Raw genomic sequence first — 15,631 nt, forward strand, 5'->3', positions numbered from 1 at the left:
CGGTATCAGGGCAGGGTGATATTGAACAGCCCGGCGAGAATCAGCCACGCCATCAGCGGCGCGATCACGGCATTCAGGCCGATCACGCTCAGGTTGCGGCGGGTCCGCTCGTGCAGGTAGAGCAGCGAGAGCAGCAGGATGAAGACCATCGATCCGAACAGGAAACCGTAGCCGGTATAGGGCCACAGCTGACCCAGCGCCTGCATGGCAATGAAGTAGCTCACCAGCAGCACCATCGTCCCCGCGAAACGGAAACGATCCGTGTGCCTGTCGAAGATCACGCCCCGGCTGCGATCGGTCAACGCCTGCAGGATCGGCCTGGCTCGGGTGATCAGGATGAGCAGGAATACGATGACCAGTGCCCAGCTCACCAGCCGGGGAAAGAAAAGGTGGGACTGATCAAAATCCACGGAAATATCAAACAGGGAATAAAGTCCGTTCGACATGAGCCACCCACCATTCGTAACCTGGGACATGACCGCTCGGGGGCGGAGTACCACCGAAAAGACAGCCGAAACTCATGGAAGGATGCTCGGCTGTCTCGGGGTTTTACTGAATATTGCTGATAACCTGCTCGTATTCCGCCCTTTTCTGCTTCAGATGCTTTTCGGCTTCAGCCGAGGGGCGAAAGGAGGGAATGAAGAAGGCCTTCTTTTCGATCTTCTGAATATCACCCTGCTGATAGATCTCCTGCAGGGCCTGATCGATTTCATCGGCAATGGCGGGATTCATGCCCTTGTTGTAGAGAAAGAAGAACTCCTTGTCGAAAGTGAAGTTCCGATCATTGCCCATGGCCACGGTGACCTCGGGCTCGACATGCCTGAGCAGCTCTTCACGGGAAGTCTTGCCGTAGCCGCTCTCGGGAGCCTGGGCAATGGTGTCGTGATTGGCCGTCAGCCAGAGAAAGCGCATGGCCTTCTGATCGTCCGCCGGCAGATGGGTGAACTGGCCATTGGCCTGTACGGAGCCGTTGATCATGTCGGCCTGATCATTGAACAGCTGCTGGTTCTTGTCGGACTGGGAGCCGGTATTGATCGCGACCAGATTGTCCTGCTTGCCGGGGTGCTGCATCCTGACGGCATTCTTCATGGCACTGAATCCGATTTCCGAGACCCCGCCCGGCTGGATGGCGACCCTGACCCGCTGGTCGTTGGCCACGGCCTGCATGACATCATTCATGCTCTGGTAGGGCGAATCGCGCGGCACGAGATAGGCGTTGCCGGGGTTGGTCGCCAGTGTCGGGCCGATCCGGTAATTCTCGAAGATATCGAAATAACCCGGCACCCCATACAGGTTGCCCAGATAGGATTGGTCGTGAAAGATCATCAGGGTATTGCCCCGGGAGTCGCGGGAGAGAATGCGAAACGCCGAACTGGCGCCCACGGCATCCACCTTGATGTTCAGATCCAGCTTCTCTTCAGCTGCCTGGCCACGATATTGGAGATCTGATAGGTATCACCACCAGTCGAGGTGGAGCCGATCACGATTCTGACATTTCCCCTGAGTGCGCCACTTTCCGCCATGGCAGCAGTGGCTGTCGTGGCCGATAGCACGGCGGCTATCAGGACACTTCCCAGTTTCACTGCGATATTCCTGATGGGCATTTCATCACCTGTCATGCAATGGGAGCATCCGTATTCGCGGATCATTCACGGTCAAATGGCATGAATGATCGCGAATTTTCCCGCATGAACGGCGGGCAGGACGGGGTCTGTTGCCTCCGGCTTCATCGGCACGACAGGCCAGCACCGCTGCGTTCATGGTCCCTGGAAGATGTCATACATCATACCTGCGAGCCCATTGCACTTTTGTAGCAGCGTTGTTGCCGCCTCCCCCGGGTCATTACCAGCCTTGACACCTACCACTCTCGACACCGGCTGCCGGGCCATGCAGTGGTACTGATACCAAAATCGCATTGATCACGCCTTCACTACTGGCCCTGTCACTGAACACTGCTAACTTATCGCGACGGCCATCAGGGATGTATGGCCCGTATCGACAACGCCCCCGGGTTCGGGGGCCGGCAAGTGGTGCTGCATGGAGCCTCATATCACCATACTGGGCGGACTGGGCCTGCTGATCCTGCTGGTAGCCTGGATGCCGATCCTGCTGCGAAACGTGCCGCTGTCGCTGCCGATTCTCTGTATCCTGATCGGCTTCGGCGTTTTCAGCTGGCTGGGCATCCCCGATCTTGATCCTCATGCCTTTCCGCGTATTACCCAGATCCTGACCGAGCTGACGGTGATCATCTCGCTGGCAGGCGCCGGGTTGCGCATCGATCGCCGCCTGATTCCGGGTGAGTGGACCAATACGGCCCGGCTGCTCGGACTCACCATGCCCCTTACGATTGCCGCCATTGCCCTGCTGGCAGTCATCATGCTGGGCATGCCCTGGGCAACGGCCCTGCTGCTCGGCGCCGTGATTGCCCCCACCGATCCGGTGCTGGCAGCCGATGTGCAGGTCGGACCGCCCCGCTCGGGGCCGCGTGATGAAGTGCGCTTCAGCCTGACGTCCGAGGCCGGTCTCAACGACGGCCTGGCCTTTCCCTTTGTCTATCTCGCCATCGCCCTGGCCGCGCATCAGGGTGAACTCGGCAGCTGGCTCTGGAGCTGGGTGGGTGTTGACGTGCTGTGGCGGGTCGCGGCCGGGGTGGGCGCCGGCTGGCTGATCGGTCGGGTGCTGGGCGCCATGATGTTCCATCGCAGCCGGATCGCCCTGGCCCGCAAGGGGCCCGGATTTGCCGCCCTGGGGGTGACCTTCGTGGCCTATACCGGTGCCGAGATCATTCATGGCTACGGCTTCATCGCGGTCTTTGTTGCCGCCATGATGCTGCGCATCCAGGAGGATGAGCACGACTTTCATATCCGCCTGCACGACTTCAGCGTGGAGATCGAGCATCTGCTGATGATGACGCTGCTGCTGCTGTTCGGCGGCTTTCTGGCCGGCGACCTGCTCGACGGTCTCTCCTGGCCGATGGCGATCGTGGGGCTGCTGATTCTCTTTCTCATACGGCCGCTGGCCGGCTGGCTGGGACTGCTCGGCTCCAGCATGCCCACTTCCGATCGGGGCATCGTCAGCCTGTTCGGCATCCGCGGCATCGGCTCCTTCTATTATCTCGCCTACGCCGTCAGTCACGGCCAGTTCGAGCGAATCGACGAAGTCTGGACACTGGTCGGCTTCGTGGTGCTGGTGTCGGTGCTCTTCCACGGCGTGTCATCGGGCCATCTGCTGGGCTGGCGCGATCGGCTGCGCCGTCGCATGGCCGCTCGCCACCGATGAGCGCCTGCACTGGCCGTGGCCCGAATAAAACTACCAGGCGACCGCAGGGTTGAGTAAGATGCGCCGGTTCCCGATAGACGTGAGAGCGACGACATGGGCAGGGCTTATCAGAACCGCAAGGTTTCCATGGCCAGAACGGCTGACGCCAAGACGAAGGTCTACAGCAAGTACGGCCGGGAGATCTACGTCAGTGCCAAATCCGGCGGTGCCGATCCGGCGGGCAATCTGACCCTGCGCGGGCTGATCGAGCGCGCCCGCAAGGACCAGGTGCCCACGCACGTGATCGACAGGGCACTGGACAAGGCGCGCGGCGGGGGCGGCGAGGACTTCTCCCCGGCCCGTTACGAAGGCTTCGGCCCGGGCAGCTGCATGGTGATCGTCGAGTGCCTCACCGATAATCCCAATCGTACCTTCGGTGACGTGCGCTGCTGCTTCACCAAAATGAAGGCAAGGATCGGTACGCCCGGCAGCGTCAGCCACATGTTCGACCACTGCGCCATTCTGGCCTTTGCCGGCGAGGACGAGGACGCCGTGCTGGAGGCGCTGATGGACGCCGATGTCGATGTCACCGACATCGAAAGCGAAGCGGGCCGGCTGACCGTGTTTGCTCCGCATACCGAATATGCCAGGGCCAAACAGGCGCTGATCGATGCCCTTGGCGAGCTCGACTTCGAGGTGGACGAGATCCAGTTCGTCGCCCAGACCACCACGCCGCTGGCAGGCGAGGATGCCGTCGCCATGGAAAAGTTCCTCGGCCTGCTCAACGATCTCGACGACGTGCAGAATGTCTATCACAACGCCGAGCTTGCCGAAGCCTGAGCGCGGCCGGCCCGCGCATGGCCGGCCGGACGATCCCGCCGAAGGCTCAAGGGCGGCTGCCCGGGCCTGACGCCGGGTCATCCCCGGGGGGCTCCCTTCGCTCTTCGAACGCCTCGCTCAGCCACAGCGCCCCCGGCCGAATCAGTCCGATATCTCCGGCTGAAGCGGGGGTCAGCACTCGCGCCCGGCCGGTTTTTGTCACCCCCTCCACCACACCCATGGCCTCCTCCCGCCGGCGGTCGATCAGCCCCACCAGCTGACGCCTCGAGAGCGTCTGGTGGCCTGCCACGCGCAACCGACCGAGCGTCAGCTCCCGTGTCTCGGCGGTGGCAAGATAGCGCCGGAAGGCCTCGATTCGTGCCCGGCGCCGTTCGCCCCGCCCCCGGCGTCTGGCATGCGGCGAGGCGGCCAGCCGCAGCACCGGAAACCGAGCGTGGCCTTGCAGGATGGCGTCCAATGCCGGGTCATCGCCCAGTGCCACGATCAGCTGCGGGTGCACGGCGTCAATCACGCTCGCCTTGAGTGCCCGCCCCCGGCCGCCGAGCAGGCCGCTGGTGTTGACCACGGTCAGTGACGCCCGGTTGTGCTTCAGCAGCCCCGGCAGGGCACGCCTTACCCCCTTCAGGGCCTCTGCCGCACTGGGGGTGCCGACAAACGCCAGCCTTGCCAGACAGTCCGGTGCATCGAGCCGCGAGCGGGTCAGGGTTGCCGGCGGGCCGACCATCTTCTGCCCGGGATCGGTATCCACCAGCTCATGCGTGCATCCCGCCCGGGCAGCCGCGGCCATCAGGGCCCGGCAGAAGGTGCTCTTGCCGGTGTCCACGGCGCCCAGCACCACGACCCGGCCACCCCCGTGGCCCAGGATGTGCGCGATGGCACGCTCCCATGCGGCAGGCAGATCAATGCCGGTTTCATCAGGGCGCATTACGGGACTCCGGAAGCGTAGGGGCAGCATCCGACAGCATGGCGCCCCCGGGCCCCGACGACAACGGGCCCGCCCATCCGAGGATGGGCGGGCCCGTTTTTTCACTTACGCAGCGAATCGATCGTGAACGTGCTCAGCCCTTCTGGGCGCGAACACCCTCTTCGATACGCTGGCCGATGGTGGCGTCGATGTTGCGCCAGTACTCGAAGGCACGCTCCAGTACCGGCTCGGAGACACCGCCACACAGATGGCCGACCACGTTCGACACCAGCCGATCGCGCGCCGGCTGATCCATGATCTTGTTGATCAGGTCATTGGCCTGGCTGAAGTCGTCGTCATCCTGGCGCAGGGTGTAGGGCGCCCGCACCATCTGACCACTGGTCTGCCAGGTGGAGTCGGTGGGATAGCGTTCACCGTCGGCGGACGGCCCACCCTTGGTGTTCGGCGCATAGACCGGGTCGGAGACCTTCTGCACCCGCATGGCACCGTCCTTGCTGTAGCTGTGGACGGGAGCGACCGGGGCATTGACCGGAATCTGCTTGTAGTTGACCCCCAGCCGGGCGCGGTGCGCATCGGCATAGGAGAAGATACGACCGATCAGCATCTTGTCCGGGCTGGTACCGATACCGGGCACCAGGTTGTTGGGCTCGAATGCCAGCTGCTCGATCTCGGTGTGATGATCGGTCGGATTGCGATCCAGCGTCAGCTTGCCGACCTTGATCAGCGGATAGTCCTCATGCGGCCAGACCTTGGTCAGATCGAAGGGGTTGATCCGATAGGTTTCCGCCTCCTCGAACGGCATGACCTGCATGTAGAGCGTCCAGCTCGGATAGTCGCCGCGCTGGATGGCATCGAACAGGTCACGGGTATGGTAGTCACCATCACCGCTGGAGAGCCGATCGCCCTCTTCCTGGGTCAGGCACTCGATGCCCTGGTCGGTCTTGAAGTGGTACTTGACCCAGAACTTCTCGCCCTGGGCGTTGGCCCACATGTAGGTGTGGCTGGAGTAGCCGTTCATGTGGCGCCAGGTCTTCGGGATGCCCCGATCGCCCATCAGCCAGGTGACCTGGTGGGCGGATTCCGGCGACAGGGTCCAGAAGTCCCACTGCATGTCGTGATCACGCAGGTTGTTGTCGGCACGCCGCTTCTGCGAACGGATGAAGTGCTGGAACTTCATCGGATCACGGATGAAGAACACCGGCGTGTTGTTCCCCACCATGTCGTAGTTGCCCTCGCTGGTATAGAACTTCAGCGAGAAGCCGCGCGGGTCACGCCAGGTATCGGGGCTGCCGCGCTCGCCGGCGACGGTGGAGAAGCGAATGGCGACTTCGGTTCTGGTACCCGGCTGGAAGACCGCGGCCCGGGTATACCGGCTGACATCCTCGGTCACCTCGAAATGACCGAAGGCACCACTGCCCTTGGCGTGCGGCTGGCGCTCGGGGATACGCTCGCGGTTGAAATTCGCCATCTGCTCGATCAGATAGTGATCGTGCATGACGATCGGACCATCCGGACCAACGGACAGGGAGTGCTCGTCGCTGGCTACCGGAATACCGGCATCGGTCGTTGTGGGCTTGCGGTTATCGCTGGTCACGATGTTCCCCTCCATTGCCTTGTGGGCGCGGTTTTCCAAACCGCGCTCTGCTCTGCTCGGACGGCTCATCCGCAATGCAGCCTGCCAGGGCTGCATGGTCAGGCGGGTTACCCGAATAGCGGCAGGAACCCTGCATGCTCCTCATGTAGCCGATTGCTTCTGGCATCCCATGGATTCAGCCTGTCGCGAGCACCCCGACACATCTAAAGAAAAGGTGCGGCCATGTCTACCCGTCGCAGTGCCGCGCAAAGGCCTGTCGGCGCCGCCGGCGATCCTTTCATCGCCGGGCACAAAAGAGGCTTCTGCCCTGCAGCGCTGCCATGCCGCCGGCCGCACGATAGGCAATGGTTTTCGCATGCAATCTATAGATAACCGGAAACTATTCAGATCATCATGAAATACCATCGTCACTGCAGCCCCTGTAACCACCGGGGCAACACTCCTCAAAATAGCCGGCCAGCGACAACGGCTGCCGCGATACCGCTCGAACACCACTTCCGGATCCATTGCCACATGGCCGACATCGTGTTCGACCCGGCCTGCAGGATCAGGCAGAAATGATGGCGAATCGGATCAGTACAATACGCACTGGCAAGCCATACTCAACCGTGCAGCGATTCATTTTCATTCGGTGAGTCGGTTTGCCAACCGACAGAAGTGCCGCATGCGTTACAGGAAGCTGGGTAATACCGGGCTGTTCGTCTCCGAACTCTGCCTGGGGACCATGACCTTCGGCGGCGAAGGGGAATTCTGGAATCAGATCGGTGACCTGCAGCAGGCCGATGCCGACCGGCTGGTCGGCTGGGCACTGGAGTCCGGCATCAACTTCATCGATACCGCCGATGTGTACTCCCAGGGCCAGGCGGAAGTGATTACCGGTCAGGCGCTGAAGAATCTGGACGTGCCGCGCGATGATGTGGTGGTCGCCACCAAGGTGTTCGGCGCCACCGGCAGTGGCGCCGCCAGCGATGCCGGCCGTGGTCAGGGCATCAATGCGCGAGGCGCGTCGCGCTATCACATCATGCACGGCATCAAGGAGAGCCTGAAACGGCTACAGCTCGATCACATCGACCTTTATCAGATTCACGGCTTCGACCCCGCCACCCCGATCGAGGAGACCGTGCGGGCGCTCGACACCCTGGTCGAGCACGGTTTCGTGCGCTATGTGGGCGTCTCGAACTGGGCGGCCTGGCAGATCATGAAGGCACTGGGGATCGCTGAACGTCACGGTCTGTCGCGCTTCGAGTCGCTGCAGGCGTACTACACCCTGGCCGGCCGTGATCTCGAACGTGAACTGGTCCCCCTGCTCAACAGTGAAAATCTCGGTCTGATGGTCTGGAGCCCGCTCGCCGGCGGACTGCTGAGCGGCAAGTACAGTCGTGATCAGCAGGGCGAAGCCGGCAGCCGCCGCACCACCTTCGACTTCCCGCCGGTCGATCGCGAGCGCGCCTTTGACTGCATCGATGTCATGCAGCGCATCGCCGGCACACACGGTGTCAGCGTGGCGCAGATCGCGCTCGCCTGGCTTCTGCATCAGCAGACGGTCACCAGCGTGATCATCGGTGCCAAACGCGTTGACCAGCTCGATGACAACATCGCTGCCACCCGGGTGAGGCTCAGTGATACCGAGCTGGCCGAACTGGAACGCGTCAGTGCCCTGCCACCCGAGTACCCCGGCTGGATGCTGGAACGCCAGGGCGAATATCGCCGCGAACAGCTGAAGGAGTCGAACGAGCGCTGACAACTCACCGGCGCCCGGCTCCCGGCCGGGCGCCCCGCCCGAGCCGGGTCAGCCCGGACGGCATTGCAATATGTCAGCGCATTACTATATTGCCACTTCAGGCATGGTTAAGGTTGTTCCTGCCAGGGAAGTGGCATCGACATGAACATTTCAAACCTTGGCCCCGTTACGGGTATACGGGGTAATCCGGGCACACGCCTGATCCGCTGCTGGATCACTCTGCTGAGCATCACCCTGCTCGCCGGCTGTAGTGACGGCCACATCAGTTTCCTCGATCCTCAGGGCCCCATCGCTCGTGCTCAATACGAACACTTCTGGTTCGTGATCGGCATGTGCCTGATCGTGGTATTACCGGTTTTCATTTTTACCCCGCTCATCGCCTGGCGCTATCGATACCACGGCAAGGCCGTTTACAAGCCGAGCTGGGCCTTTTCGAAGGTCATGGACACCCTCATCTGGGGCGTGCCCTTCGTCGTGGTTGCCATCATGAGTGTCGTGCTCTGGCAGCAGACCACGACACTCGACCCCTATAAGCCGCTTGATGGACCGCAAAAACCGTTGCAGGTGGAAGTGGTCGGCTTCGACTGGAAGTGGCTGTTCATCTACCCCGACCAGGGCATCGCCACGGTGGGCCGGCTGGTGATTCCGGCCGATCGCCCGATCTCCTTTCGCCTGACCTCCGCTTCGGTCATGCAGACCTTCTTCATCCCCGCGCTCGGCAGTCAGATGGATGTCATGAACCGCATGGTGACCCGGTTGCATCTGAAAGCCAGTCATACCGGCACCTTCAAGGGTCGCAACATGCAGTACAACGGCCGGGGATTCCACAAGCAGCAGTTCGATGTCGATGCCGTCAGCCCCGAAGCCTTTGATGAGTTCGTACAGCGCGTAAAGCAGCAGGGTCAGCCACTGGGTCGTCAGGCCTATACGGCGCTCTCCAGGCGAGGCACCAGCGAGGACGTGGCCCGGGCACTCGGTCTTCACGGTGATACGGTCCGGTTCTCCCGGGTATCAGGCGCTCTTTTCTCGACCATCGTCAACAGCGCCCATGCCGACTGGGCCGCTCCGGTGGCCAGACCACCACGAGCTGGACCGGCTGCGACCACGAATGGCGATTCAACCCACCCCGGGACCACGATGCCTGCCCGGGCCATTCCGCTCAGGCAAACGACGCGCGCCACGTCTCTTCCGCAAGCCGATCATCAGCACAGGGAGACGGCACAATGAATCATCTTTCCGATCTCCTGCTCGGGCGGCTCGGCCGGGATGCGCTCCCCTTCTGGGAGATGCTGAAGGACCCCACGACCTCCAGCATCATCAACGGCATTATCGCGACCGGGGCAGCCGCCATGGTCATTCTCGGCGCGCTGGTGGTGGCTGGCCTGCTGACCTGGTATGGCAAATGGAAGATCCTGTGGCGTGACTGGCTGACCAGTCCCGATCACAAGAAGATCGGCATCATGTTCATCATCATCGCCATGGTGATGCTGCTCAGAGCCGTTATCGAGGCCGCCATCATGCGGGCTCAGCAGGCCCTTGGGCTGGGCGGTGGCTTCCTGTCGCCCGAGCATTTCGGCCAGCTGTTCACCACCCACGGCACCATCATGATCTTCTTCATGGCGATGCCGTTTCTGACCGGCGTGATCAACCATGTGATGCCGCTGCAGATCGGGGCACGCGATCTCTCCTTCCCGGTGATGAACACCGTCAGCCTCGGGCTGACCGCTGCCGGCGCGGCACTGGTGATGGTATCGCTGGTACTCGCCCCTTTCTCGACCGGTGGCTGGAGCGGCTATCCGCCCTTCACCGAGAGCGCCGTGAACCCCGGTGCAGGTGTGGACTACTGGATCTGGGCGGTCACGCTCTCGACGCTCTCCTCAACCCTGACCGGCATCAACTTCGCGGTCACGATCTATAAAAAGCGCACCCGAGGCATGAACCTGATGCGCATGCCGCTGTTCTGCTGGGTGTCACTGTGCACCGCCATCCTGATGATCTTCGGCATGCCCCCGCTGACCGTTGCCACGGCCCTGCTGGCGCTGGATCGCTATCTCGACTTCCATTTCTTCACCGCCGATCTCGGCGGCAACATGATGAACTACATCAACCTGTTCTGGGCCTTCGGCCATCCGGAAGTCTATATCCTGATCCTGCCGGCCTTCGGCATCTATTCGGAGATCTTCGCCAACTTCTCCGGCAAGCAGCTCTACGGCTACACCACCCTGGTCATCGCCACCATGGCGATCGCCGTGCTCTCCTTCACGGTCTGGCTGCACCACTTCTTCACCATGGGCCAGAGTGCGCACGTCAACGCGGTCTTCGGTATCGCCACCATGCTGATCGGGATACCGACCGGGGTGAAGATCTATGACTGGATGCTCACCATGTATCGGGGGCGCGTACGCTTCTCGATCCCCATGGTCTACGCGCTCGGCTTTCTGATGCTGTTTACCCTCGGTGGCCTCTCCGGCATCATCCTGGCCACGCCGAGCGTCGACTATCAGGTCCACAACTCGCTGTTTCTGGTGGCGCACTTTCACAACATGCTGATTCCGGGGCTGCTGTTCGGCATGCTGGCGGCCTACAACTACTGGTTTCCCAAGGCCTTCGGCTTCCGGCTGGAGGAGCGCTGGGGCTACCGGGCCGCCTTCAGCTGGATCATCGGCTTCATGCTGGCCTTCTTCCCGCTCTATGCACTGGGGCTACTGGGCATGCCCCGGCGCACGGTTACCTTCTTCACCCCGGCCTATCTGCCCTGGACCCTGGCCGCCGGACTCGGCGCCCTCGTGATCCTGTTCGCCGTGTACTGCCTGATCATGCAGCTCTGGCAGAGCGTTCGCCTGCGCCAGGAAAACGCCACGCCCATCGGCGACCCGTGGGATGGCCGCAGCCTGGAATGGGCCACACCCGCACCACCGCCCGAGTACAACTTCCCGGTGCTGCCCGAGGTCTACAGCCACGATCCCTTTACCGAGCAGAAAAGCGGCGGCCGGGCCTACCAGCGCCCCGAGCGGTACGCGGACATCACGATGCCGGCCAATACCGCGATGGGCGTCATCACGGCCGTGACCGGCTTTCTGATGGCCTTCGGGCTGACCTGGTACATGTGGTGGCTGGTGATCGCCTCGGGCGCCGTCGCGCTGATCGCCGTGATTGCCAGAGGTTATGCGCGCAACACCACACGGGTCATTCCGGCCGCCGAAGTGCAACGCACCCACGAACGGTGGCTGGATGACGTGGCCCGCACCACCCCCGTCACCCGCGATCATGAGCACACCCGTGCCAACCGGGGGCTGGCCGTACCGCCCGAGCAGGGAGCCATTCAATGAGCACACAGCCGTCACGGCATCCGGGGCTCAACCTGGGCGAGCCCCACGCCGAAGCGCACAGCGCCAACGAGGAGTTCGTCTTCGGCTTCTGGGTTTTCATGATGAGCGACTTCATCATCTTCGGCCTGCTGTTTGCCACCTACGCGACCATGCTGGGCGGGCAGGCGGGCGGCCCCGGGCCGGATGAGCTGTTCGAGCTGCGCGGCGCCTTCATCGAGACGATGCTGCTGCTGGTCAGCAGCTTCACCTTCGGCATGGCCTCGCTGGCGCTCAAGTATCGGGAAGACAGGAAGTGGCTGATCATCTGGCTGCTGATCAGCCTGGTGCTGGGCGTGGCCTTCATCGGCCATGAGCTGCTCGACTTCCACAGGATGTTCGACAAGGGTGGCGTACCGAGCCGCAGCGGTTTTCTCTCGGCCTTCTTTGCGCTGGTACCGCTGCACGGGCTGCACGTCACCGCGGCCTGCATCTGGCTGATCGCCCTGCTCGGCCAGATCGCCGTTCACGGGCTGGATCACGGCGTCAAGATCTCGCTGACCCGTCTGGCCATCCTCTGGCACTTTCTGGACATCGTCTGGATCGGTATCTTTTCGCTGGTCTATCTGGGAGGACTGGCATGAGCCATCGGGAACTCTCCGCGGCGCGCGCCCGGGAGCGGGCCACCGAGCTGAAAAGCTACATCACGGGATTCATTCTGGCGCTGGTGCTGACCCTGATCCCCTTCGGTCTGCTCGCCTTCACGCAACTTTCACGCATGGCACTCTTCTGCACCATCGGGCTCTGCGCCCTGCTCCAGGTCGTGGTGCACTTTCGCTTCTTCCTGCACATCACGCTGGCCCGGAACAAGCGCGAGGACCTGCAGCTGATCCTGTTTACCACGCTGATTCTGGCGATCATGTGCGGCGGCACGCTCTGGATCCTGTTCAACCTGTACACCCGCATGCTGCCGGGAATGATTCCGTAGGCCGATCGGCCCCGGCCCCATGGCCGGTTCACCCGATCCTCGTTTACGGCTGCTCCCCGGCCGATGAGGTGGCCGGCGCGCGGGCCCTGCCCTCGCGCCGCGCAATCAGCGCGGCACCGGTCAGATCACCGGTCACGTTGAGCGCCGTGCAGCCCATGCCCACCAGCGCATCGATGGACGTCAGCAGCGCCACGGTTTCGATCGGCAGCCCCACCTGGGCGAAGACGGTGGCAATCATCACGATCCCGGCGCCGGGAACGCCGGCCGTACCGATCGAGGTGAGCGTACCGATCAGCACGATCTCGACCATGCTCATCAGATCGAGCGGCACCCCCACCACGTTGGCAGCAAACACGGCCGAGATGGCAATGCGAATCGCGGCGCCATCCATGTTGATGGTCGCCCCCAGCGGCAGACTGAAGCCATAGAGCGACTGCGGCAGGCCCAGGCGCCGGGCGGCATCCAGCGACAGCGGCAGTGAACCGCTACTGCTCTGGGTGGCAAAGGCGGTCACCATCGGGGTGCGCGCTTCGCGAAAGAAGTCGCGCAGGGGTACGCCGAAGGCCAGCATCAGCACGCAGTAGAGGCCAAGCTGCACCGCCAGCGCGATGTAGAGTACCGTCACCATGTTGCCCAGCGAGAGAATGGTGGCCAGCCCCTGTTGGCCCACGGTTTCGGCAATGATCGCGAAGACGCCGATCGGCACGTACTGCAGGATGCCCGCCATGACCTTCATGGTCGCTGCGTTCAGCCCCTCGATGACCCCGTAGAGCCGCTCGCCCAGCGCGTGCTGATGCTCACTGTGACGCAGCTTCAGCAGTGCCAGGCCGAACACCAGGGCCGTAAAGATGATGCCCAGCAGGTTGGGTTCGGCAAGGGCCGCCACGATATTGTCGGGCACGATGCCCAGCAGGACGCTGACGATGCCCGGATTCTCCGGCACGCTGACCTGAGCGTCATCGGCAAGCGACAGCCCCTGCCCGGGCTCGAACAGCGAGGCCACGACCAGCCCCACCACGATCGCCAGTGCCGTGGTCACCAGGTAATAGAGAAACACCCGGCCGCCCCGACGCCCCATGCTGCCCGGCTCGGCCTGGTTGATCCCGACCATCAGCGTGAACAGCACGATCGGTACGATCAGAAACTGCAGCAGACGCAGCAACAGGTCACCGAAGGGGGCCAGCCAGCCGGCCACGCTCTCGCCCCCGACCAGCCCGACCGCAACGCCCAGTACCAGCGCGATGCTGACACGCAGGATCAGCGAGGCCTTCAGATAGGCGTGCCAGAGTGATGTCATGTTCAAGCCCCTGTTCGAGTCGCCCGGCAGCGGCCCCGGGGCTCGCTTGTCCGACAGTCAACACGGCAGGTCACGCAGCGCGAAACCGCCCTGCCTTCATTCGAATTCGGCGGCGAGCTGCTCGCCCAGCAGCCGACCGTTCTCCAGGCAATCGCCCACCGCAATGCCCCCGCGCCAGTTGCCGATCAGCGAGAGTCCGGCGTGGCGCGCCAGGGCCTGATCCAGCGCCGCGATGCGATCGCCGTGCCCCAGCTCGTACTGCGGAATGGCCTGCGGCCAGCGGCTGACCTGCTGCCACACCGGATTACCGCGGATGCCCAGCAGGTCGCGCAGATCGGCCATGGCCTGAGCCACCTGGGCGTCATCACTTCCCTCGGCGGCCTCGGGCTGGCGCCGACCGCCGAGAAAGACGTTGAGCAGCCGGTAGCCGTCGGGGGCCCGCCCGGGAAAAATGGTCGAGGAGAACAGCGCCCCGAGCGTGCGGCGCCGCTCGACGCTCGGAATCAGCACCCCGAAGCCATCCAGCGGATGGGTGATGTCCTGCGCGCGAAAGCCCAGCGCCACGGCGTTGACCGGGGGATAGACGATCGCCGCCAGGGGCTCGGCCAGCCGCTCGTCGATCGGCCTCAGCAGCTCGGCCGCCACCGGCGCCGGCACCGCCATCACCAGCTGACGGGCCCGCCAGCGACGGCCCGAGGCGTCTTCGACCTCCCAGCCGTCATCGCGGCGATGCACGGCCGTCACTTCGCATTGACAGTGAATGGCGCCCCCCGGCTCGGCGAGCACCCGCTCGGCCAGACGATCGGTCAACCGCTGCAGCCCCGTGGGGAAGCTCACCAGCCGGCCACGCCACTGTTGCGGCAGCGCGGGGGGCGAGCGACGGGACTGCCACAGGCGGGCCATCCCGCCGGCGATCAGGGAACCGTACTCACGCTCCAGCGCCACCAGCCTGGGCATCGCCGCCTGCGCCGAGAGGCGAGCGGGATCACCGGCATAGACCCCCGAGACAAAGGGGTCGACCATATGATCCAGCACCCGCCGACCCAGCCGTCGGGCGATGAAATCCGCCAGGCTCTCCTCCTGCTTGCGGGAGCGCCGGACAAACGGCTCACGCACGATCTGCGACCAGCCCGACACACCGATCAGCGGATTGGTCACGGCCTTCAGCGGGCGGGTCGGCAACGCCACCGCCTGACCTTCGAGCGCCACGAAACGCTTGCTCGCCTCGGCATTGGCCGGCTGCGCTTCCTCCAGCAGCCCCAGCTCCGAGAGCAGCTGATACAGGGGTGGCTTCATGATCAGGGTGTTGGGCCCTACCTCGGTCTGCCATTCCCCATCGCGGCGGGTGCTGATGTTGCCGCCCGGCTGCGCACCCCGCTCGAGCAGCGTGACCCGCCGGCCGCGCTGCGCCAGCACCCGGGCAGCCGCCAGCCCGCTGGCACCGCCGCCGACCACCACGACCTCCTGATCCTGCGCTTCACCGTCCGGTGCACGCTCTTCCATTGCCCTGCTCCTGCATCGACTCATCATGCCGGCCGGCGCGCCAACCCCTGGACGGTGTTACGGCCGGGCAGCGACAGGATAACCGGCCACGCACGCGCGAGCGACGCCCGCGCCGCGTCAGATCAACGCTGCGGCCCTCACCGACCCGGCCGTAACACGACAAGGCCCGGCGCAGGGCCG

The 15,631-nt window shown here is 63.7% G+C and carries 14 protein-coding genes; 7 read left to right on the forward strand and 7 right to left on the reverse strand.

From position 1 onward, the window contains the following. Positions 1–5: 5 nt before the first annotated feature. From C7446_RS03390 to C7446_RS16625, 3 genes are all read right to left on the reverse strand, one after another. Positions 6–446: a tripartite tricarboxylate transporter TctB family protein gene (locus tag C7446_RS03390; RefSeq protein WP_170149991.1), complete on the reverse strand. Its 441-nt coding sequence runs from the start codon at positions 444–446 to the stop codon at positions 6–8. 103 nt (positions 447–549) lie between these two features. After that, positions 550–1,383 carry a type 2 periplasmic-binding domain-containing protein gene (locus C7446_RS03395; protein ID WP_245977645.1) on the reverse strand — a complete coding sequence of 278 codons (834 nt, stop codon included), beginning with the start codon at positions 1,381–1,383 and terminating at the stop codon, positions 550–552. 17 nt (positions 1,384–1,400) lie between these two features. Next, positions 1,401–1,583, reverse strand: coding sequence for a hypothetical protein (locus C7446_RS16625; RefSeq protein WP_245977646.1), 183 nt, complete (start codon positions 1,581–1,583; stop codon positions 1,401–1,403). A gap of 454 nt (positions 1,584–2,037) precedes the next feature. On the opposite strand from C7446_RS16625, the gene C7446_RS03400 reads away from it, so the two are divergent. After that, the gene (locus C7446_RS03400) at positions 2,038–3,279 is read left to right on the forward strand and encodes a cation:proton antiporter (protein ID WP_121171292.1); all 1,242 of its coding nucleotides are present in this window, start codon (positions 2,038–2,040) and stop codon (positions 3,277–3,279) included. A gap of 93 nt (positions 3,280–3,372) precedes the next feature. After that, complete coding sequence (locus C7446_RS03405; RefSeq protein ID WP_121171294.1) at positions 3,373–4,098, forward strand: YebC/PmpR family DNA-binding transcriptional regulator; 726 nt, start codon at positions 3,373–3,375, stop codon at positions 4,096–4,098. A 46-nt stretch (positions 4,099–4,144) separates the two neighbouring features. Here C7446_RS03405 and C7446_RS03410 read toward each other — a convergent pair whose 3' ends face one another. Beyond that, entirely contained in the window at positions 4,145–5,023 is an 879-nt protein-coding gene (locus tag C7446_RS03410) for a Clp1/GlmU family protein (protein ID WP_170149992.1), read from the reverse strand. Between the two features lie 133 nt (positions 5,024–5,156). Further along, the gene (locus tag C7446_RS03415; protein WP_211327839.1) at positions 5,157–6,617 is read right to left on the reverse strand and encodes a catalase; all 1,461 of its coding nucleotides are present in this window, start codon (positions 6,615–6,617) and stop codon (positions 5,157–5,159) included. Positions 6,618–7,281: 664 nt separating this feature from the next. On the opposite strand from C7446_RS03415, the gene C7446_RS03420 reads away from it, so the two are divergent. From C7446_RS03420 to cyoD, 5 genes are all read left to right on the forward strand, one after another. Continuing rightward, positions 7,282–8,358 (forward strand): aldo/keto reductase, encoded by a 1,077-nt coding sequence (locus tag C7446_RS03420; protein WP_121171300.1) that lies wholly within the window; start codon positions 7,282–7,284, stop codon positions 8,356–8,358. A 141-nt stretch (positions 8,359–8,499) separates the two neighbouring features. After that, entirely contained in the window at positions 8,500–9,585 is a 1,086-nt protein-coding gene (locus C7446_RS03425) for a cytochrome c oxidase subunit II (RefSeq protein ID WP_121171302.1), read from the forward strand. Then, on the forward strand, positions 9,582–11,687 hold the full coding sequence (locus C7446_RS03430) for a cbb3-type cytochrome c oxidase subunit I (RefSeq protein WP_121171304.1): 2,106 nt from the start codon (positions 9,582–9,584) through the stop codon (positions 11,685–11,687). Before C7446_RS03425 ends, C7446_RS03430 begins: the two co-directional genes overlap by 4 nt. Continuing rightward, positions 11,684–12,307 carry a cytochrome c oxidase subunit 3 gene (locus C7446_RS03435; protein WP_121171306.1) on the forward strand — a complete coding sequence of 208 codons (624 nt, stop codon included), beginning with the start codon at positions 11,684–11,686 and terminating at the stop codon, positions 12,305–12,307. Before C7446_RS03430 ends, C7446_RS03435 begins: the two co-directional genes overlap by 4 nt. Further along, a complete protein-coding gene (gene cyoD, locus C7446_RS03440) occupies positions 12,304–12,651 on the forward strand; it encodes a cytochrome o ubiquinol oxidase subunit IV (protein ID WP_121171308.1) in 348 nt (115 codons plus the stop codon). Before C7446_RS03435 ends, cyoD begins: the two co-directional genes overlap by 4 nt. 43 nt (positions 12,652–12,694) lie before the next feature. Here cyoD and C7446_RS03445 read toward each other — a convergent pair whose 3' ends face one another. Both C7446_RS03445 and hemG read right to left on the reverse strand, forming a co-directional pair. Beyond that, positions 12,695–13,948: a dicarboxylate/amino acid:cation symporter gene (locus C7446_RS03445; RefSeq protein ID WP_121171310.1), complete on the reverse strand. Its 1,254-nt coding sequence runs from the start codon at positions 13,946–13,948 to the stop codon at positions 12,695–12,697. Between the two features lie 96 nt (positions 13,949–14,044). After that, positions 14,045–15,451, reverse strand: a complete 1,407-nt coding sequence (gene hemG / locus C7446_RS03450; RefSeq protein WP_121171312.1) for a protoporphyrinogen oxidase — start codon at positions 15,449–15,451, stop codon at positions 14,045–14,047. Between the last annotated feature and the right edge of the window lie 180 nt (positions 15,452–15,631).

It is taken from the genome of Kushneria sinocarnis, assembly GCF_003633775.1.
Taxonomy (GTDB): Bacteria; Pseudomonadota; Gammaproteobacteria; order Pseudomonadales; family Halomonadaceae; genus Kushneria; species Kushneria sinocarnis.

Excerpts from the sequence above, each read along its gene's own strand:
- C7446_RS03410 (WP_170149992.1), bottom strand. The coding sequence starts at position 5,023 with ATGCGCCCTGATGAAACCGGCATTGATCTGCCTGCCGCATGGGAGCGT.
- C7446_RS03445 (WP_121171310.1), bottom strand. The coding sequence starts at position 13,948 with ATGACATCACTCTGGCACGCCTATCTGAAGGCCTCGCTGATCCTGCGT.
- C7446_RS03420 (WP_121171300.1), top strand. The coding sequence starts at position 7,282 with ATGCGTTACAGGAAGCTGGGTAATACCGGGCTGTTCGTCTCCGAACTC.
- cyoD (WP_121171308.1), top strand. The coding sequence starts at position 12,304 with ATGAGCCATCGGGAACTCTCCGCGGCGCGCGCCCGGGAGCGGGCCACC.
- C7446_RS03405 (WP_121171294.1), top strand. The coding sequence starts at position 3,373 with ATGGGCAGGGCTTATCAGAACCGCAAGGTTTCCATGGCCAGAACGGCT.
- C7446_RS03390 (WP_170149991.1), bottom strand. The coding sequence starts at position 446 with ATGTCGAACGGACTTTATTCCCTGTTTGATATTTCCGTGGATTTTGAT.
- C7446_RS03430 (WP_121171304.1), top strand. The coding sequence starts at position 9,582 with ATGAATCATCTTTCCGATCTCCTGCTCGGGCGGCTCGGCCGGGATGCG.
- C7446_RS03425 (WP_121171302.1), top strand. The coding sequence starts at position 8,500 with ATGAACATTTCAAACCTTGGCCCCGTTACGGGTATACGGGGTAATCCG.
- C7446_RS03400 (WP_121171292.1), top strand. The coding sequence starts at position 2,038 with ATGGAGCCTCATATCACCATACTGGGCGGACTGGGCCTGCTGATCCTG.
- hemG (WP_121171312.1), bottom strand. The coding sequence starts at position 15,451 with ATGGAAGAGCGTGCACCGGACGGTGAAGCGCAGGATCAGGAGGTCGTG.
- C7446_RS03435 (WP_121171306.1), top strand. The coding sequence starts at position 11,684 with ATGAGCACACAGCCGTCACGGCATCCGGGGCTCAACCTGGGCGAGCCC.